This is a genomic window from Caballeronia sp. LZ032, assembly GCF_031451315.1.
Taxonomy (GTDB): Bacteria; Pseudomonadota; Gammaproteobacteria; order Burkholderiales; family Burkholderiaceae; genus Caballeronia.
Genome location: NZ_JARUXP010000002.1, coordinates 873,371 through 892,527, shown reverse-complemented (window position 1 = coordinate 892,527; position 19,157 = coordinate 873,371). Strand labels below are relative to the sequence as shown.

Sequence of the window (19,157 nt, the reverse complement as noted above, 5' to 3'; positions counted from 1 at the left end):
TCGACGTAAGAGAGGTCCTGATGGCACTCATATCATTCTGGCGCACAATACCGCGATCGCTGCGCATCATACTCGCTCGACTCGCTACCTTGGTGCCGCAGATGTTCGGCGTGATGTTTGCGACATTCTTGCTCGTGCGCCTCCTTCCCGGGGATCCTGCGTTGTTAATGCTGGGCAATATGGCGACGCCTGAGGCAATTGCAGCGCTTCGTGACAAGTTGCACCTCAACGCATCGATTTGGTCGCAGTTTGGTGCCTATCTTTCCGCGCTCACGCATGGTGACTTGGGTACCTCGATGTTTACATCGAACCCCGTCACCGTAGACCTAGTTCAACGCGTGCCTGCCACGATGGAACTGATCGTTTACTCAATGATGCTGACCATTCTCATGGGTGTCGGTCTCGCTGTGGTCTCGGTGGTCCGAAAGGGTGGTGCGGTGGATCGACTTGGGAAGGTGTATGGATTGGCTGCGGGCGCCATCCCGGATTTTTGGGTGGGCCTGTTGTTGATCTACGGACTGTTTCATTTGGCAGGGATTGCCCCCGCGCCATTCGGGCGAATCGATACGTTCCTTACGCCACCGCCGATGATCACAGGCTTCTACACAGTCGACAGCATCCTGACTGGAGACTGGGCTGCTTTCCGTTCCTCCGTGTCCCATCTGTTCTTGCCGGTGTTGACTCTCAGCATCGTCAATGCCGGAGGCTTGATGAAACTGAGTCAGTCGGTGTTTGCAGACATTTATAAAAGCGAGTTTATCCGGCATGCCCGAGCGTCCGGACTGTCGGAGCGTCGCATTATTGCGAGTGCTCTGCGAAACAGCTTGCCACCAATTATCACGATGATTGGATTCCTGTTCAGCTTTCTCCTCGGTGCGGCGGTCCTAGTCGAGACGATCTTCGCGTGGGGTGGACTGGGCCAATATGCGGTGCAGGCGGTCACTAACAGTGATTACCCGGCGTTACAAGGCTTCGTACTCGTCGCGGCGGGGTTCATTCTTCTCGTGTACACGGCAGTTGACGTCTTCTATGGTTTGGCAGACCCGAGGATCGAAATATGAAAGCGATCAGATCTTTCGCAATCGGCAGACTCAGTGCCGTACCTCTGTCAGGCGGCCGATTCAGCGCCGGCTTGATTTTCGGCAGCGCTCTACTGTGCTTGCAGGTGATTCTCATTATTTTCGCCCCCATGATCGCACCATATTCGCCGGTCGATGCTGATCCGCTCAACGTGCTGAAGGCGCCTTCGTGGGCGCATTGGTTCGGGACGGACGTGTCCGGCATGGACATCCTGTCGCGGGTTATTTACGCGACTCGGATCAACCTTCTGATCAGTGTGACTGCCGTAGCAGCAGCCTTTGTCGTTGGCGTTCCTATCGGCTTACTCATCGGCTTCTACCGCAACACGGTAAGTACGCTGGTGATGAGAGTCTTTGACTTTATCCAGTCGTTTCCGGTGTTCGTGCTTGGTATGGCGCTCGTCTCGGTCATGGGTCAAGAGATTTGGAACGTTGCGATTGTGCTCGCCGTTCTCTTTGTCCCAATGTTCGCACGCCTCATCCGTGCGGAAGTTCTTTCGCTTCGTGACCGACCGTTTATCAGCGCTGCGCGATGCAGCGGCGCAACCGACGGGACGATCATGTTCAAGCACATCCTGCCCAACGCGATTACACCGGCCATCGTACAAATCTCCATCAGCATCGGGATGGCGATCTTGCTTACCGCAGGGTTGTCGTTTGTAGGCGCGGGAGTTCGTATGCCGACCCCTGAATGGGGACTGATGGTGGCCAATGGCGCACAACAGATGATCCTCGGCGTATGGTGGGCGGCGCTTTTCCCTGGGCTTGCGATCGTTTTTTCAGTGCTGACTTTCGCGGTCCTGGGAGACGCGCTCAAGCGATTTTCGGAACCCGCATCAAGAGGTGAAGAATGAACGCATCTGTACATCCGTTACTGCTCGAGGTTGAAGGCCTCAGCGTGAGTTTCGGCAACACTGGCAAAGACAAGGTCCTTGATGACGTCAGCTTTTCACTCCGGCGGGGGGAAATCGTCGGTATCGTAGGGGAGACAGGAGCGGGCAAGTCCGTTCTCGCACGAGCGATCATCGACATGCTGCCGGAAGGAGGACGTGTCGCAGCCGGGGCGATCAAGGTGGAAGGGCGCGACGTCCTCAAGCTCACTGAGCAGGAGCGTCACGGCTACAGAGGCGGAGACGTCGCGCTCATCGGGACAAACGCCAAGATGCTCCTTGATCCCGTCGAGACGGTCGGTGCCCAGGTGGTCCGAGTGCTTCGCGACCACAAAAGAATGAGTAAGAAACAGGCGTGGGCCGAAGCAATCGAGTTGTTCAAGCAAGTCGGCATCGTGAACCCGGAGGCTCGCGCACACGCCTACCCACATGAGATGTCCGGCGGGATGGCGCAACGAGTCGTGATTGCGATGGCGCTAGTTGCACAGCCGAAGATTCTACTCGCAGACGACGCTACCTTAGGGCTAGATGCGACGATCCAGTTGCAGGTCCTTGATCTGATGGTTCAGAAAGGCAAGGACCTGGGGCTGGGCGTACTGCTCATTACACACGACCTTGGGATTGTGGCGAATTATTGTGACCGCGTCGCAATTATTAAGGGCGGAAAACTCATCGAGCTTGCCGAGGTGGGTCAGTTCGTAAAGGCGCCGGCGAAGGAATACAGTCGCGAGCTGCTAGATGCCGCCAAGGTACGTCCATCAACCCTCCGTCGCGAGGCACACACCAGTGCTCCGATCACCGTCAAGCCGCCGTTGCTTGAGGTCGAGAATTTGGTGAAGACGTTCAAGTCGGACCGTTCTCACGCTGTAGTGAAGGCAATCGACAACGTTTCGTTCAAAATCGCAAAGGGCGAAACACTTGCTCTTGTGGGCGAAAGCGGATCCGGCAAAACAACGACCGGTCAGTGTCTGCTGCGTCTGCTTGAATCTGACGCGGGCACGATTCGCTTCGACGGACAGAGCACACGAGAAATGAGCAACAGTGAGTTCAGAACAGTCCGGCGCCGAATGCAGATGGTCTTTCAGGAACCTTATGTCTCGTTGAATCCTCGCTGGCGCACAGATGATCTCGTGGCTGAGCCATTCGGTCTTTTGCCGCGAATGACGAAGGCCGACCGGCGAAAGCGAGTTCTTGAACTTCTACAGCTTGTCGGCGTGTCCACGCGCAAGGTCGGGTGCTACCCGCACGAGCTGACCGCCGGCGAACAGAAGCGCGTTGGGATTGCTCGGGCGCTAGCAGCGAATCCGGACTTCATCGTTTTCGACGAGTGCACGACGGCTCTCGACATACGAGTCAGGGCGCAGATCATCGACCTCGTGCGCAATCTTCAAGCGGAGATGGGTCTCTCTGCACTCTTCATCACGCACGACTTGAATTCGGTCCGTTCTCTAGCCCATTTCGTGGCTGTCATGCAGCACGGAAAAATTGTCGAAACAGGTGAGACCGAGCAAATCTTTGCCTCGCCAGTGCAAGCGTATACGAAGAAGCTCCTGCAGGCGGAGCTTCCGATTGAATGCGAAGCGCGGGCAGCGCATCAACTGGACATTGTCGGAGTAAAGCAATGATTGAAGGAAAAGTGCTCGTTACCGGCGGGGCGGGCCTCGTCGGGAACGCCGTCGCTCGCGCACTGATGGATAGGGGGACAGAGGTCGTCGCCATTGATCGGGCCGGCGGAGTCATCAACGGCATTACGGTCGTACCGTGCGACCTGAATGATATTCATCAGCTTCACGCCGTGACTCGCCGAGGACTGGACGCGATCGTTCATTGTGGAGCGTTTTCCGGCCCAATGGTCGCGCGCGACAACCCGTTCGCCATGGTGCAGGTCAACATCGTCGGCACCGCGAACGTTCTCGAGCTGGCGCGCATCTACAAAGCAAGGCGCTTCGTGTTCTGTTCTTCCACTAGCGCTTATGGACACACGAGACCCGGGCCGGTCCCCGAAGAGTCGGTGATGGTGCCGGAAAGTTTATACGGAGCCAGCAAGGTTGCCAGTGAGCAAATGGTGTCAGCCTATGCCAAACAGTATGGTGTAGACGGCGTCAGCTTGCGCCTGTCGTGGGTCTACGGACCACGGCGTACCACAGACTGTGTCATTCGCAGGATGATCACCGATGCGATCGCCGGACGCACGACACGTATGGAGTTTGGCGCTGACTTCTTCCGTCAGTTCGTTCACGTGGACGACGCGTGCGCATCGATCTTGAGGGCGCTGGACAGCGCGGCGCTGCCCAGGAGAATCTACAACGTAACTGGCGGCACAAGAGTAACGCTTCAAGAGGTCGCCGATATCGTTAAAAAAATCTACCCATCCGCGCATGCGATTTTGGCAGCCGGACCCGATCCTATCGACGAGTTTCAAGACACGTTCGACATATCGGCCGCCAGGACCGATCTGGGATATACGCCGAAGTATGACCTCGAGGGCGGAATCCGCGCCTATGCACGCTGGATTGAAGTATCACAAAAGACTAAGGAGGTTCGCTAATGGAGTCGTTTTCGCTTGAAGGAAGGACAGCCGTGGTCACAGGCGGTAGTACGGGGATTGGTCGGTCGATCGTGGAACTGTTCACTACACACGGCGCAAAGGTCCTCATTTGCCACCACCGTGACGAAGTTCGCGCGGCGGCCTTTGCCGAGACTCTTAGTCGGACTGGCGCGAACGTCGCATTTTTGGAATGTGATGTCACAGACGAAGGGTCGGTAGCGCAATTAGGGGACTGGACTAGACGAAATCTTGGCTCGGTCGACATCCTCGTGAACGGCGCGGGAATTTGCGGCGAAGTCCCATTTAGCAACTTGTTGGTCGAACAGTGGGACCAGATGATGGCGGTCAACCTGCGCGGCGCATTTCTCGTGACCCGACAGTTCTTCGACGGGATGAAGGAGCGTCGGTACGGGCGCATCATCAACATCGCCTCACAACTGGCCTACAAAGGAACGGTCGATTCCGCGCACTACTGCGCTTCTAAAGCCGGGCTTGTTGGCTTTACGCGAGCGCTGTCTTATGAAGCCGCGCCTTACGGAGTGACAGTCAACGCCATTGCGCCGGGTCCGGTCGAGACCGCGATGCTGGCTGGCTTCACCGATGAGTGGCGCGCAATGAAGTTCGCTCAGTTGCCGGCGGGCAGGTTCGGTCAGGTAGACGAGATCGCGCCAACGGCGCTTCTCTTGGCTTCCGAAACGGGCGGGGCCTATTTCATCGGGCAAACATTGTCGCCGAACGGCGGCGACGTCATGCTTTGATACAGGACAACGCAATGGCTAGCAAACCCTTGTTTTCTCCCAGTCGCGATTTTCAAGGCTATGGCGCAACACCGCCGAACCCCAACTGGCCGAATGGCGCGAGGATCGCTATTAATCTCGTGTTGAACTATGAAGAGGGATCTGAGCCATCAATCGAACTGGGAGAAGAGGCGTCGGAGACCTGGTTCACTGAGTCGCATGGATTGCACTCAGGTGTTGTTGGACGGGACCTCGCCGCCGAGGGATTGTTCGAATATGGGAGCCGCGTCGGCTTCTGGCGCCTCATGCGTATAATTCAGGAAAGGCGGCTTCCTGCCACGATATTCGGTTGCGCTCTGGCGTTGGAGAGGAATCCCGCCGCAGCCGCGGCGATCCGGAGTTCCGGCTTCGACGTTTGCAGTCATGGGTGGAGATGGGTTAAACACTATACCCTGTCACCTGACGAAGAGAGAAAGCATATCCAGATGGCCGTCGAATCGCTGAAGCAGACGACAGGACAAACTCCGCAAGGGTGGTACTGCCGTTATTCGCCATCTATCCATACAAGGCGTCTGCTGGCGGAGCATGGTGGCTTCATGTACGACTCGGACTATTACGGCGACGAACTTCCTTTTTGGACGACAGTCGACGAAGCCCCGCATTTGGTGATCCCGTATTCCCTTACGACGAACGATGGTCAGTACGCGGCGTCGACCGGAACTTCACAGCAGTGGTTTGAGTTCATGCGCGACTCGTTCGACACCCTGTACAGGGAAGGGCAAACCTCGCCCAAGATGATGTCGGTGGGACTTCATCTGCGCCTTGTCGGCCACCCGTCGCGAGCAGCAGGGCTAGAACGCTTCCTCGACCATGTGCTAAAGCACGAAGGTGTTTGGTTCACGCGCCGCATCGATATCGCCCGGCACTGGATTGAAGAGCATCCCTATAAAGCCAATTGAAGCTCAACTTTCATGACTCGGGCGAAGCCCCACGCCCGAGCTGATGATCTACGAACATGCCCAAAGCCTCTTCTCAGCCACGCCAAAAAGACCTGAAGTCAGGCGAATGCACGAGTGACGAGATTTACGAGCGCATTTACCTCGCGTTGTTGGAGCACAGACTCACCCCGGGAACCAAGCTCGCTGAAGAGCGGCTTGCAACGATCTTCAACGCCAGCAGAGCCCGCGTACGAGAGGCGCTCAGTAAGCTGGCGTACGAGCAGATTGTTGAGGTTTATCCGAAGAAGGGTTGGTTTGTCGCGAAGCCGTCGGTTGAACAAGCTCGTGACGTTTTCGAAGCGCGAAGGGTGATCGAGCCTGCAGTAATGCGCCGGCTCGCGCTAGGGATGGATTCAGAGAAACTCAGCGTCCTTCAGACGCATCTTGCTAAGGAGATGAGTGCACGGCAATCAGAAGATAAGCGAGCCATCATCCGCCTGTCCGGAGAATTCCACAACCTTGCGGCAACCCTTGCGGGCAATTCGTCGTTCACACGTAGCCTTCGAGAGCTGTCCACTTTGACTTGCCTCGTAATTCTGGTCTATGACGCTCCTGTCGTAGCCAGTTGCCGGGCCGATGAACACGAAAGAATTGTTAGAGCGTTAGCGGAAAAGGACGGCGAGACGGCTGCGAAGATAATGCTTGAGCACTTGGACCACATCGAGCACGCTTTGAAGCTTGAGGCGGCCGAGGAGGAAGCAGACCTGGAGGCGATCTTCACAATCTTGTCTTGACTGCTGGATGCTCGTTTTGACATTTTCCCGCCCCCATTGCCGAACCAATCGCAGACCGGAAGGGGCACACTTCTTGATCGGTCTCCGCAAGCGTCACAACGATCGCGTCATGGGCGGTCTTCGGCGCTTGAGGGATGGTCACTGGGCTACGCGCCGGCGTTGGCTCAGGGATAGGCGCGCCGGGGTCACACGTCATAGAGCAGAGCGATGCCGGTGACGCCGATATAAAGTTGACATAAATATTATTATCACACGACCGTTCTATTATTAAGGGAGCTTTCGACTCGTCGCAGTTCCCCGGGGAAAGTTGTCGCAGCTCAGTTTCACCGGTGAAACCCGCGCGAAAGACGCCCGCGACCAGGACTAGCCATGCCCGTTGGGCATTCTATTGCTCTACAATAAGCCTTATTGGATTGCACCGGGAGGCAGCCTGCTATGGCCATCGAGACTAGAACGTTGACGGCGCAGGTGCCCGTCGAACTTGCTCAGGAAGTCGACGCGCTGTCGGAGCTTCTTGAACGGCCACGCCAGTGGATCATTAAGAAGGCGCTTGTCCAGTTTCTTGCGCGTGAGGCTGAGAAGCGACGCTTGATTCAGGAGGGGCTGGATGACGTCACCGCGGGCCGCCTGCTTTCAATGGAGCAAGCTCGTGCGTGGGCAAATAGCCTGGGCACGGACAACGAGCTGCCGGTGCCAAAGGCGTGAGCGTCAAAGTCCTCCCCACCAGCAAAGCGATGTCCGATTTGAGCGCGATTGCGGCGCACGTAAAGAAATACAACGACGCGGCCACCGCGCGTAAGGTCGTCAACGTGCTTCTCGACGAGGCAGAGCGATTGGGTCAAGACCATTTTCATCGTATCGGTGAAGAACTGGACGGATACGATGGGCCACCGGCGCGCGAAGTACATCGGTGGGTGTGCCTCGCTGGGCGATACGAACTGCACTATGAGGTTTTGCCTGCCTACGCGGAAGAGCCCGCGGCTATCGCAATCCTTCGTGTCTGGGACACTCGACAAGACCGTTGAGACGATAACTCGGTTATCGATGTAGACGAGGTTGAAATGGCGGTTTAGGGGTCGGTGTGGCCGGCATTCTTTCGCCATAACGGAAAAGGGCCCATCCGTTCGCCTGCATTTGCTTTCTATTAACGGACGCCCTAACCACCAAAACTCGATAGCACGGCAGATCCGTCGACCTGTTCGGGCGCTCGGCCGAGGCCGCCGGCGTCGTCCCCAATATCGTCGAGCCTGGTGAGTAAGGCAGTTACCGCGGAGAATTGATGGTGCAGGAGGTGACGGCTACGCAAGAGGTGCTCTAGCCGCCTGCGCCAATAAATAAGCGGGAGAGCCGAATTTGGCTCCCGCAGCACCGCTGCAATAGCGAGTCGTATGTGGGAAATATCGGCGTCGATCGTTCGGAGTTCGAACGCCCCCAGGAGGTCAGTGTCACGGGTGTTCATGTCTCCATAACGGCATGAAAGCACCACTGCTGAAGCGCGACTTCGGGAGTGTGTGCCGCAGATGACTGAATCTGCCGCTCGCTCCAAAAGTGCAAAACTACGGTTCTGGGTCCAACTTAGCTTTGGACCATCGCCGGAAGGACTTTCACTTCCGAAACGTGTCGACTTTTACTTCTTCGGACGCGAGTGTATGCCTCGCGGCTTTTGCTGACGGTCTGCGGCTTATTGGCCATGGGTGGCTTCTTGATTCGCTGGAAGGCCCGTCTGGACGGGACGTAGATCCCCTACCCCCCGGATTTTACCCATTAAACGCAATGGTGATAATACGAATTATCACCATTGAAGCAGGGAAGGACTGGGCGCCTGTGGGTTCGAAGCGCTTCGACAGCTAACGCGGGACAGCTCTGCCCACCCTAGCTGGCTCGAGGTTTGACGCCCGGCCGCGTCGGTAGGCTTGGACCTCAGTCCGACATGTAAGAAAACACTAAAAACTTGCCCGCCAATGCCGTTATTCACCGGTAATGCCGCTAAACACCGACAGGGTTACGGTGGGTCGGCCACTTGGCCGCAACTCCCAAGGTCATACGGAGAAGAACAGTCGTGTTGAAACCGCCAGTCAAGATTTTTGCTATCGGCAAGACCTTGGTGGAAGCCAAGGATGCGTTAGTGAAGCTCGCCATCGAAAAAGCCGCGTCCGAAGGGTCGAACGTCGTTGCAGCCGAGCGGAAAGGCGCATCTTTGTTTCTCGAATACGCCAAATATGAATTTGGCCTATCGAAGGAGACGACCGCCACATACGTGCGCGTCTACGAGCGCTTTGTCCAATCACGGTATCGAGCCAAGATTGAAGAGCTATTCACAGTGGGCGAACTTGCTGTTCTCGCGGCCTACTCGGACGACGAACTGACGGAGGTCGTGTCGGCAAAGGCAGCAAACCCCAGCCTCACTCGCGAAGGACTCAAACAGCTACTAAAGACCCGTCAGGCAGCTTGAACGGGCACTTCGTTACCGAGAAGGCCAATCTTTACAGGGGTTATGTTGAAAAGGTTTTTCAGTTTTTTGGCAGCGGCAATTGTAAGTGTCCTTGCGGTGCCCTCCGCGCATGCCACGGAATTCAATATCGCCGACTACAAGTTCGGCGAGGACTACGCCAACACGGTGCGCGATAAGCTCGAAAAGACGTTTTCTTCGGGCCAGGTATATGTGGACGGCAACGACTGGATCGTCAAAAACGCGAAGGTTGTCGGCGGTGTGTACAACCTTCGCGCCACTTTTTCGCCTGACGACCACAAGTTGAAGAGCATCACGCTCGACGGTAAGCCTCAAAAGAGCGGCGCCCTGCAAGGGTTCGCTCGCAAAACAGAAGAGACGGCTGCTACGGCAAGCGGTGCCTCTGCTTCCAATGTGTCCGCCAGCGGGACCCAGGTGTTCACCAAGGACGACATTCAAGCTTCGGTGACGCACAAGGGCGGGAGAGTCTCGGTGGTATATGAAGCGGTGCCGGAGACCAAAACTGACCGGTTTATGACGTTGCTGAAGATCGCGGCCGGTATTGTTGTTGTACTGCTCGCTATTTGTGCGCTTCGGTACTGGTACTGGTGGATTGCGGGTCTCGCGATCGGATACATCAAGTTCGACGACTTGTTCATGGGCGCAATGCTCGGCGCAGCGATGGCGATGCTTCACTTGGTCATCGCATGGATATGGGGGAAGGTATCCGGCTGGAACTACAGTCGCAAAAATCCGCCTTTGATGAAGGTGAAAATGAGCGCGGAGCAGTTCAGGTCATTCCAAAACGACGTGCGCGCTCGAACTGGAGCGCACGCGCAGCAGCAACGGCAGCCGGGCGTCGCCTCAGGAGCTGGACAGGCTGGACAAAATGACGGTGCGCTCACCAGAATCAATCCCGCCACAGGCCTGCCGATGGTCGGGATGGTTGATGTAGAGGGTAACGTCGAAGGCCACACGCCCATTAATCCCGCAAATGGTTTGCCGATGTTAGGCGGCCACGGAAGCGTCGACGTGCACGGTAACACGTACGGCACGAATACCAACGACTTTCACGCGCCGATGTAACAGGGCGGATTTGGAGACCCCAACAACGGGTTCTGATCCTGTTGTTTCACTCCTCGAACGTGCAGGCTGCGTTGGCGCGGAACTGGCCCACTTGAGTTGAAAAGCGAAGTAAAGCACTAGCACGGTGCCGGTCAACCGTCTCGCTAAAGCCGTTGCCTTTACTCTGAACAGAAAAGATGCGATGCGATCGTCGAGGCCTCGCCGACAAGACCCGACGAAGAGGAATATGATCGCATTCGATAGAGCAACGGCAGCTAGCAGGATGAACGAGTACACGATCACTGATATTGAGAACGCCATCAACTACTGGCGATCGCGGCAGGCGGCCACAGATGACTTCGCTGTCTGCCCAAGAGCAAAGGTACTGGCCGACGTGTATGGAATGATGATCTATCATCGACGAGAGCGCGTCGAAGCAAGACACTTGACGGCGGAACAGAATGAAGCGACAGGTCTTGCGCTTGCCCAGCAGGAACTCTTCTGATCCCAACGGGAGGGTGAAGATGTCGAACGATGATAGCGCCTTGGTGTGGGTCGACGCCGTAGCCGGCGGTGGCCGCGTCGAGATCTATTCGCGAGAGGTACCGAGGCCGACGCACTCCGCATGTTTGCTTCAGCCAGCAGCGACACGCGAGCGTTCGAAGAAGACCTCACCGACTGGGTTGCAACGGAGATAATCGGCGACGTTCTGTACGCGGGCTATTTCTGCCCTGCGAGCAAATGCCTAGACGAGGAAAAGCAAGTGTCTTTCGCGCTCGTACATGCGTGCGAGGCGATCAGCAAGCATTTCGGCATTGACGCCGGCGTCCTCGAACACGCATTGCGGCCAGAGAATTTGGCGGAGTTGGCCGCCGCACGGGACGCAGAGATTGCATCTCTGGTCCATGCTGTTCCCAAGGACGCCGAGGCCGTCCGACAAAAGCATGCGTCAGTGCAAGCGGCCCTGGCCGACGAACTCGCGAAGGCCATCGCTGCTGGCAAAATCACTTCGCACTGAGCGTTAGACGATACCGACCTTTCCGGACGACCCGCGCACCTTGTCTAACGATGCTGCGGCTACTACATAGAAAGCGTCTACTGGTAAACAACTCTTCGTTCTGGGCCCCGCCCTCTCCGACGTGACGCCAGCGTGCAAACCAATGCAAATGCGCAAGGTAACCGTAGAGCGCATTAATTCTGTCAATCCAGATTGGTCGCCGCACAAGCGACTATCCGGTTGAATTGACAATATTATTTCCAGTCTCAACGAAATAATGTCGTCAATTCGCATAAGTCCGCATTAAATTCGTCAATTCACGTCCTAGACTTCGAATTCCGCCCGTAAGGTGTTGATCTTATGGAAAATTCAGACGACATGAAACAGCCCGTGGCGTTTGCCAGACCGCGAGGCGCGCACCGTCTTGAGGTCTTCAGTCCGAAATTGGACCGGCGGCTGACGTTTCATAGGCGCTCCGCGCTTGAGCAGTGGATTCTGCTCGAAGCCGATCCTGCGGTTGGCGCTTTCTGCGAAAGGCCGGGGTTTATCCAGTACGGCGGACAACGATATCTCGCGGAGTTCTGGGTTCGTTACGTCGATCGCGAGGAATTAGTCCTCCTTGGCGATTCGATTGTCGATATGGACGCGCGCCCCGCGATACATCTGGCTCAGGCGGAGTTGACTGTCCGGTCGGTCCTGCCGGCTGAACTCGCGGCGTCACGCATGTGGATCGACAACTGGCAGCGTATGCTGCCGTACATCGTGGCGAACCGGGGACTGGTTTCAGATGCCTTGTCGCACGCGATCGAACGCTTCCTTCGCGATCCGCAAAGACTGCTCGCAATCGAGCGGGAGTTCTCAACAGGCGATCCGATTCTCGTGCGTGCGGCAGTGTTCGGGCTGCTGTACAGCGGCCGCGTGGGCGCTCAATCTCTGAGAACCGATGCATTGTCGCTCCTCACTGAGTTTGTCGCTGCGGAGCCAGCGCCATGAACCGGCGCAAACCTGACTTTCAGGAACTCGACGTCACAGCCTGGCCTAACGTCGCCTACACTGAACTCGACAAGGAAGAAGCGCACGCCTTCCAGGTGCGCATGCAGGCGATCGAGCGCTACGCCCGGGGCGAGTGCGTCAAGGATATCGAGCAAGCGACCGGCGTCAACCGGCGGCAGCTCTATCGTTGGCTCGAACGGGGTTTGTCGCTCCATCCAGACGGACGCCCTTACGGATTTCGCGCACTGATCAAGCATGTGAGGATCGGTGGATATGTCCGGGTGAATCCAGTGACGGTTCGGGGCGAACGCGGCAGTCGCGGTACGGTCGGGGCGCTGTCGCAACTTTTCGAGCGCCACCCGACGCTCGCGGCCTGGCTGCTATTGCAGGTCAGGCAGCGCCGCGTGCTGCTGCAGCAGCTCAACACCGATGGACGGTTGCGGACACGTCTGCGAGGCTTGCAGTCGCTGCACGACGAATTCTTGCGACAGTGCAGGATGGTCGGGCTGACAGCGGCGGATTATCCGTTCAGTACGGCCGGCCACGCGATCCGATCGCTGTCGCAGCGACTGAAGGCGGAGATGCTGCGCGGTTTTGGAACGGCCGCCCGCTCGGCGGGGGCCTCGCACCTGAAAGGTCTGCCGCGCACAGAGGGCACAAAGAGCCCGGCCGCGACGCGCCCGTATCAGGTAGTGGAGTTCGACGGTCACCGGCTCGACATCCGCCTGAAGGTGGTCGTTCGCGATCCACTGGGCTTCGAGCACGAGTTCGAGATGGAGCGGGTGTGGCTCCTGGTGATCATCGACGTGTGCACGCGCGCCGTGCTGGGTTTCCACATCGTGTTGGCCAGCGAGTATTGCCGCTACGACGTGATCAAGACCATCGAAAAAGCGCTGGAACCCCATCGCCCCACGGCATTCAACATCGCCGGGCTCGGCTACGGACCGCAGGATGGTTTCCCCTCGCAGCGATTGCCGGAACTCGCCTACGTGACGTGGGAATGGATGAAGCTTGACAACGCGAAAGCAAACCTTGCGAACGAAACGTTGACGGCACTGTGCGAATTCATCGGCTGCTGTGTCGACGCCGGTCCGCGCTACAGTCCCGACGAGCGTCCCTACGTCGAGCGCTTCTTCGGCACGATCGCGAGCCGCCTGTCGTCGCGCCTGCCAGGCTACACCGGTTCGCATCCACGCGATCTGCGCCGCGCTCTTTCCGACCCGAAAGACAACCTGCGCCTGTACGTGTCCCTCGACGAACTTGAAGAACTTGTCGAGTATGCGATTGCTGCCTACAACGGCACACCACACAGCGGCCTAAATAATGCCACACCCCTTGAGGCGATTGAATATTTAGTCCGCGGCAAGCAAACGCTGGTGACGTGGCTTGCCGAACAGCGCCGTCGCACGCTGTGCCTGATGCAGTCGGCACGTCGCTGTCGTGTTCGCGCCTATCTCGAGCAGGGCGTGCGCCCGCACATCAATCTTCATGGCGTGCGCTATACCAACGGCGTGCTGGCGACCAGCACTCACCTGATCGGCAGGAATCTGCTCGTGTATATGAATGCCGATGACCTGCGCTGCGTGCGGGCGTTTCTACCCGATGGCACCGAACTGGGCGTGCTCGAAGCGCAGGGCGCGTGGCGGGTGGTGCCGCACAACCTCAAGCTGCGTCAGGAGATCCGCAAGGGAAAAGGCAAACGTCGCAGTCACGTCGGGGCCGACGTCAATCCAATCGAAGCGTATGTGCGGGAGAAGCTGGCACAGGCGAAGACGACGCGCAAGGCCGCGACCCAACTCGCTCAAGCGATGCGGTTGCTCGCGACGGCGCCCACCGTGCGCACCCCGGCCGGGCCGCAGCGAACGGCCGAGCCCGGCGCCGCGCCAGTGTCGACGGTCGCGCAATCGCCCGCGACGTCACCTGTCAATGAGGCGGATCTCGCGCCGCGTGCACCCGTGCGGCCGAAGAAACTCTCCATTGGCACCGGGCAGGTTTTCTAACCCTGTCATTTGCTTGGGAGGTGTCATGTCGCCCCAGTTACTGCGTCCGATTGATCCGTCGCTGCATCCGTTGGTCACCGGCAATTACCGTATTGCTACGCCGGCGATCGAGGCTTTCTATGAAATCGTCGAGCGTTGCCTGCGCTACCGCATCATGGGCGCGCTCATCTACGGTCCATCGCGCATCGGCAAAACCCGAGCAATTGAATATGTACGCCTGCTGCTGGCGCGTAATCATCCCAGGATGACGAGTTACCACGCGCAGTGTGAGCACAAGCCCCGACATGCCGAGGGGCCGTTTTTTGCCAACTTGCTCGAAGCCGTCGGCGACCCTGACCCCAACGCTGGCACCAATCCTTCGAAACGCATGCGTCTCTCGTTGCGGATCCGTGAAGCCGCGGCGCGTGCCGGCAGCGGCACCGTGCTGCTGTTCTGCGATGAGGCTCAGCGCTACAACGAGAACGAATACGAATGGCTGCGCGATGTCCACGACGCCCTTGACCGGCAGCACATCAAGCTCTTCACGTTTCTGGTCGGCCAGCAGGAACTGCTCGCGCAAAAGACCGCCCTACAGATCGCGGGTAAGACCCAGATCGTCGCGCGACTGATGGTCGAGGAACTGTCGTTCTACGGGATTCGTAACGCAGAGGACGTTGCAACGTGCCTGAACGGTTATGACCAGACCGCCTATCCTGAGGCTACCGAATGGAGCTTGACGCGCTTCTATATTCCGCAGGCCTTCGACGCAGGGTACCGGCTGGTCAGCGACGCCGACCATCTGTGGCGTGCGTTCGAGTCCGCGCACCACAAGGCGAACCTGCCGGGGCGACTGGAAATCCCGATGGAATCGTTCGCGCGTGTCGTTGAGATCGTGTTGAAGGATAGCGAAATTAGGGATACCCCGGGCTATTGCCCAGATCCTGCCCTGTGGACCTATGCAGTGCATCACTGCGGCTATGTCCAGTCTCGTCATGCAACCGGTCGTGTACTCGTCGCCGCTGCATAGCGCTGCACCGCTGGGGGCACCGCGCTTTCCGATCCTCACGCTCGACGAGCGCCGACTGACGCCTGCGCTGGGCTATATCTTCAGCAAGAAGTGGCTCGATCCCTGTGAGTCGATCGTCTCGATTCTCTGGAAGTTTGAAAAGGCGAATGCTCTTCCAGGTCATGTGGTCGCGCGATTGATGGGACCGGACGTCGATCCCTACGACGGTGTCGTGCCAGAGCTGGGCATGGTCGATCTAGACCGATTGCGTGAGAGCCTGTCGATTCCGCGTAAGACGCTGCGTGCGGCGCTGCTGCAGCCCACCCAGCGGCGACGTTACAGCAGTTTCTTTCGATACTGCCGCAGCTGCCTGGCGCACGGCTATCACAGCGTGTTGCACCAGCTGGAGAACATCAAGGCGTGCCCTGCACATCATCGATCACTGGAAACGGCGTGCCGGCTCTGCGGCTACGAAGCGCCGTACTTGCTGAGCGTGCGGCTTCTGGAGACGCCGTACCGCTGCGCGCATTGCCGCGCGAGCTATGGCGGTCAGAGCTGGACGCCCAACACCGCCCAACCGATGAAAGCGGAGTATCGCAAGGCGTTTACGCGGCGATATTTTGGCTGACTACGGCCATGATCCTGTCTCCAAAAAGTCACTGAATCGGCAACTATTCAGATAATCCTTCTTATCGTATTAGCTGGATTTCAAGCCTAAACTGGTTTCCATGAAAACGCGTCTCACGCCGACCTCCGTTCCTGCTCCTATCTCACAATCCGCCGAGTTTCCCAATGCGGATCGGCTCGCTGCGCTGCGCGGCTGGTATGCGGGACTTTCCTCCCGGGCAGCGGTGGAGCGTTACTTGCCGAGCGCGCGGGCGATCGGGGCATCAGCCCGTGGTGTCATCGGCGACATTCGGCGGCAGCTCATCGATTTCGCCCAGCAGCGCCAGCGTGCCGATTTGATTCAACTTCTTCAGCACCCCGTCAACGACCGGATGGCTCGAGCCAGTGCGGTCGCGCACGCAATCGAGCTGTTGCGCGTGCTTCCTGTTCCGCGACCGCAGATCACCGACGACGTCGGCCTGTGGCTGACGCCACGTGCTGCGCGCGCGCTGCACGACCACCGCATCACGACGCTCGCGGACCTGACGGTGCGCGTGCCGCGCCGGCGCGGCTGGTGGCGCGCAATCGGCGGTCTCGGGAAAACTAGCGCCCAACAGATTGAGTCGTTCTTTGCATCCCATCCGCAGTTGACAGCGCGGGCTCGTGCGTTGATTGCCGGAGCGACGCCGGGCGTGATTATGCCGTGGGAGCGCCTACGGCTGCCCCGCCAAGTCGACGGCTCGGCCGGCGCCTTCCGCGCACCGCGCCAAGCCTGCACACTGGACGCGGCCAACGACTACGATGCCGTGCAGGCATGGTTGTCGTTGCACGAGGCACCGACCACTCGCCGCGCCTATCGCAAAGAGGCGGAAAGGCTGATCCTGTGGGCGATCGTCGAGCGCGATCGCGCCTTGTCGTCGTTGACGATTGAAGACGCGATCGCATACCGCGCATTTTTGCGCCGGCCGACCCCGCGCGACCGTTGGGTCGGGCCGTCACGGCCGCGTACTGCGCCTGATTGGCGGCCGTTTGCTAGCAATCTCTCAGCACGCTCGACCAGCTACGCACTATCAGTACTGGGGGCGCTCTTTCGCTGGCTCATCGAGCAGCGCTATGTGCTTGCAAATCCCTTCGCGGGCATTAAAGTGCGCGGCAGGTCGCGCGTGACGCAACTCGACACGGCACGCGGCTTCACTGAAGGCGAATGGGGGCTGATACGCGCGATCGCCGACGGCCTCGAGTGGTCGTACGGCTGGTCGGAGCCGGCGGCGCAGCGGCTGCGCTTCCTGCTCGACTTGGCCTACGCGACCGGGCTGCGCGCGGGTGAGCTTGTCAGTGCCACACTCGGCGACGTCCGCGTGAGCGAGCATGGGGATCATTGGTTACATCTTGTCGGGAAAGGCAGTCGTCCCGGCAAGGTCGCGCTGCCGCCGCTGGCGCGCTCGGCGCTTGATCGTTATCTGATACAGCGTCGGCTATCCGTCACGCCGACGCGATGGGATCCCAAGACACCGCTCATCGCTAGTCTCGACGCGGACAGTGGAACGGGCATTACCGGTAATCGCCTGTGGCACGTGATGCGGCGGTTTTTCCGGCAGGCCGCCGATGTGATCGGCACTGAGCATCCCGTCGTCGTTGAGAAATTGCGGCGTGCCAGCCCACATTGGACTCGGCATACCCACGCAACCCACGCTCTCGCCCGCGGCGCCGAGCTGACTACGGTGCGCGACAATCTACGCCATGCATCAATCGCCACGACCTCGATTTATCTGCAGAGCGATGAGGTCAAACGGGCTCTCCAGATGAGTCGGGCGTTCAAGGCTCGATAGCGAGTCGGCCCGCATGGATCCAGATCCAAGTTCGAACCCCTTGCCGATGACGTGCTGCAGGACACACGGGCAGGTTACCGAGTAGATGGTTATCCCAGCCTGCTTTCCTGAGGACAAAGGTTTCGGTGTTTCGCACACGTGTTTCGTTCGAACGTCGGCGGGACGCAATGGGGAAACTCGAGTGGCCTTCGATCGTCCAACAAAAGCATCGTTGCTGTAGAGCGCGTCGTATATCCTTTTAATATAATCAGCAGCGGCATGCAGCTTTTCACTCCGGAGTGTGACCTTATGAGCATCGACTTTGCCGCCTTTACGCCAGGTTCGGCGCTGGTGGGCGGCCTGATGGTGGGCGTTGCTGCCGCCCTGTTAATCCTAGGAAACGGGCGCATCGCCGGTATCAGCGGCATTGTCGGGCAGCTGTTGAGGGGCAACTCTTCCGACGCCGGATGGCGGCTCGCGTTCCTCGTAGGTCTTCTTGTCGCGCCTTGGGTATTCCGCGTTTTTACGTCGCTGCCCACAATTGAAATCAACTCGTCGTCCACGACACTGGTTATTGCGGGCCTGCTCGTAGGACTGGGAACCCGCTATGCATCCGGCTGTACGAGTGGCCACGGCGTGTGTGGAATCTCACGGGGCTCGGTGCGCTCCATGATCGCCACTATCACTTTCATGGCAGCGGGGTTCGTGACCGTCTTCGCCGTTCGCCATCTCCTTGAGCACTGACATGCTAATTTTCAACGCGCTGCTCAGTGGTCTGGTATTTGGCCTGGGTCTGATTGTTTCTGGCATGGCAAATCCCGCCAAAGTGCTTGGTTTCCTCGACATCGCTGGCCTGTGGGATCCGTCGCTCGCGTTTGTAATGGCAGGCGCCGTTTGCATAGGTATCGTCGCGTTTGCCATTGCACGTCGCCGCAGCAGGAGCTTTCTCGATGCGCCGATAGAGCTGCCGCAGGCGAAAACCCTTACCTTCCGGCTGGTCGGCGGCAGCCTTCTGTTCGGAATCGGATGGGGGCTGGCCGGCTTCTGTCCGGGACCAGCAATCGTCGCAGCGGGCAGCGGACAAGTGAAAGCCTGGATCTTTGTGCTCGCCATGCTTGCCGGCATGACTGCCTTTATTCTCTTCGAACGCCTCGCCGGCCACGCCTCACGGTCGACTCCTCTAAAAAACTAGATCAATCACCGCGACGATACGCGACGCGGCGACACGCTTTCCGTGCGAGGCGAGTTGTATTGACGCCCGGCCTCTT

The 19,157-nt window shown here is 58.5% G+C and carries 20 protein-coding genes; all 20 read left to right on the top strand.

Annotated features, from left to right (window positions below; translation table 11 throughout):
• The first annotated feature begins 20 nt into the window (after positions 1 to 20).
• The 20 genes from QCE69_RS19630 to QCE69_RS19535 all read left to right on the top strand — a co-directional run bounded on the left by QCE69_RS19630 (position 21) and on the right by QCE69_RS19535 (position 19,081).
• The gene (locus QCE69_RS19630) at positions 21 to 1,061 is read left to right on the top strand and encodes an ABC transporter permease (protein ID WP_309932442.1); all 1,041 of its coding nucleotides are present in this window, start codon (positions 21 to 23) and stop codon (positions 1,059 to 1,061) included.
• Entirely contained in the window at positions 1,058 to 1,933 is an 876-nt protein-coding gene (locus tag QCE69_RS19625; protein ID WP_309932439.1) for an ABC transporter permease, read from the top strand. Before QCE69_RS19630 ends, QCE69_RS19625 begins: the two co-directional genes overlap by 4 nt.
• Positions 1,930 to 3,594 carry an ABC transporter ATP-binding protein gene (locus QCE69_RS19620; RefSeq protein WP_309932438.1) on the top strand — a complete coding sequence of 555 codons (1,665 nt, stop codon included), beginning with the start codon at positions 1,930 to 1,932 and terminating at the stop codon, positions 3,592 to 3,594. The genes QCE69_RS19625 and QCE69_RS19620 overlap by 4 nt, the downstream gene beginning before the upstream one ends.
• Complete coding sequence (locus tag QCE69_RS19615) at positions 3,591 to 4,517, top strand: NAD(P)-dependent oxidoreductase (protein WP_309932436.1); 927 nt, start codon at positions 3,591 to 3,593, stop codon at positions 4,515 to 4,517. Before QCE69_RS19620 ends, QCE69_RS19615 begins: the two co-directional genes overlap by 4 nt.
• Positions 4,517 to 5,275, top strand: a complete 759-nt coding sequence (locus QCE69_RS19610) for an SDR family NAD(P)-dependent oxidoreductase (RefSeq protein WP_309932435.1) — start codon at positions 4,517 to 4,519, stop codon at positions 5,273 to 5,275. Before QCE69_RS19615 ends, QCE69_RS19610 begins: the two co-directional genes overlap by 1 nt.
• 14 nt (positions 5,276 to 5,289) lie before the next feature.
• Entirely contained in the window at positions 5,290 to 6,213 is a 924-nt protein-coding gene (locus QCE69_RS19605) for an allantoinase PuuE (protein ID WP_309932434.1), read from the top strand.
• A 56-nt stretch (positions 6,214 to 6,269) separates the two neighbouring features.
• Positions 6,270 to 6,986, top strand: coding sequence for a GntR family transcriptional regulator (locus QCE69_RS19600; RefSeq protein WP_309932433.1), 717 nt, complete (start codon positions 6,270 to 6,272; stop codon positions 6,984 to 6,986).
• 435 nt (positions 6,987 to 7,421) lie between these two features.
• Positions 7,422 to 7,691 carry a CopG family transcriptional regulator gene (locus QCE69_RS19595; protein ID WP_309932432.1) on the top strand — a complete coding sequence of 90 codons (270 nt, stop codon included), beginning with the start codon at positions 7,422 to 7,424 and terminating at the stop codon, positions 7,689 to 7,691.
• Positions 7,688 to 8,011 carry a type II toxin-antitoxin system RelE/ParE family toxin gene (locus QCE69_RS19590; RefSeq protein WP_309932431.1) on the top strand — a complete coding sequence of 108 codons (324 nt, stop codon included), beginning with the start codon at positions 7,688 to 7,690 and terminating at the stop codon, positions 8,009 to 8,011. The genes QCE69_RS19595 and QCE69_RS19590 overlap by 4 nt, the downstream gene beginning before the upstream one ends.
• Positions 8,012 to 9,045: 1,034 nt before the next feature.
• The gene (locus QCE69_RS19585; RefSeq protein WP_309932430.1) at positions 9,046 to 9,438 is read left to right on the top strand and encodes a hypothetical protein; all 393 of its coding nucleotides are present in this window, start codon (positions 9,046 to 9,048) and stop codon (positions 9,436 to 9,438) included.
• Positions 9,439 to 9,480: 42 nt separating this feature from the next.
• The gene (locus tag QCE69_RS19580; RefSeq protein WP_309932429.1) at positions 9,481 to 10,521 is read left to right on the top strand and encodes a hypothetical protein; all 1,041 of its coding nucleotides are present in this window, start codon (positions 9,481 to 9,483) and stop codon (positions 10,519 to 10,521) included.
• A 226-nt stretch (positions 10,522 to 10,747) separates the two neighbouring features.
• The gene (locus QCE69_RS19575; protein WP_309932428.1) at positions 10,748 to 11,005 is read left to right on the top strand and encodes a DUF3717 domain-containing protein; all 258 of its coding nucleotides are present in this window, start codon (positions 10,748 to 10,750) and stop codon (positions 11,003 to 11,005) included.
• 120 nt (positions 11,006 to 11,125) lie between these two features.
• Positions 11,126 to 11,518: a hypothetical protein gene (locus QCE69_RS19570; RefSeq protein ID WP_309932427.1), complete on the top strand. Its 393-nt coding sequence runs from the start codon at positions 11,126 to 11,128 to the stop codon at positions 11,516 to 11,518.
• 339 nt (positions 11,519 to 11,857) lie between these two features.
• Positions 11,858 to 12,490, top strand: a complete 633-nt coding sequence (locus QCE69_RS19565) for a hypothetical protein (RefSeq protein WP_309932425.1) — start codon at positions 11,858 to 11,860, stop codon at positions 12,488 to 12,490.
• Positions 12,487 to 14,490: a helix-turn-helix domain-containing protein gene (locus QCE69_RS19560; RefSeq protein WP_309932423.1), complete on the top strand. Its 2,004-nt coding sequence runs from the start codon at positions 12,487 to 12,489 to the stop codon at positions 14,488 to 14,490. The genes QCE69_RS19565 and QCE69_RS19560 overlap by 4 nt, the downstream gene beginning before the upstream one ends.
• A 25-nt stretch (positions 14,491 to 14,515) precedes the next feature.
• Positions 14,516 to 15,496, top strand: coding sequence for an ATP-binding protein (locus QCE69_RS19555; RefSeq protein WP_309932420.1), 981 nt, complete (start codon positions 14,516 to 14,518; stop codon positions 15,494 to 15,496).
• Positions 15,462 to 16,103 carry a hypothetical protein gene (locus QCE69_RS19550; RefSeq protein ID WP_309932418.1) on the top strand — a complete coding sequence of 214 codons (642 nt, stop codon included), beginning with the start codon at positions 15,462 to 15,464 and terminating at the stop codon, positions 16,101 to 16,103. Before QCE69_RS19555 ends, QCE69_RS19550 begins: the two co-directional genes overlap by 35 nt.
• A gap of 100 nt (positions 16,104 to 16,203) precedes the next feature.
• The gene (locus QCE69_RS19545; RefSeq protein ID WP_309932416.1) at positions 16,204 to 17,910 is read left to right on the top strand and encodes a site-specific integrase; all 1,707 of its coding nucleotides are present in this window, start codon (positions 16,204 to 16,206) and stop codon (positions 17,908 to 17,910) included.
• Between the two features lie 288 nt (positions 17,911 to 18,198).
• Complete coding sequence (locus QCE69_RS19540) at positions 18,199 to 18,633, top strand: YeeE/YedE family protein (protein WP_309932414.1); 435 nt, start codon at positions 18,199 to 18,201, stop codon at positions 18,631 to 18,633.
• 1 nt (position 18,634) lies between these two features.
• Positions 18,635 to 19,081 (top strand): YeeE/YedE family protein, encoded by a 447-nt coding sequence (locus tag QCE69_RS19535; protein ID WP_309932413.1) that lies wholly within the window; start codon positions 18,635 to 18,637, stop codon positions 19,079 to 19,081.
• The last annotated feature ends 76 nt before the right edge of the window (positions 19,082 to 19,157 follow it).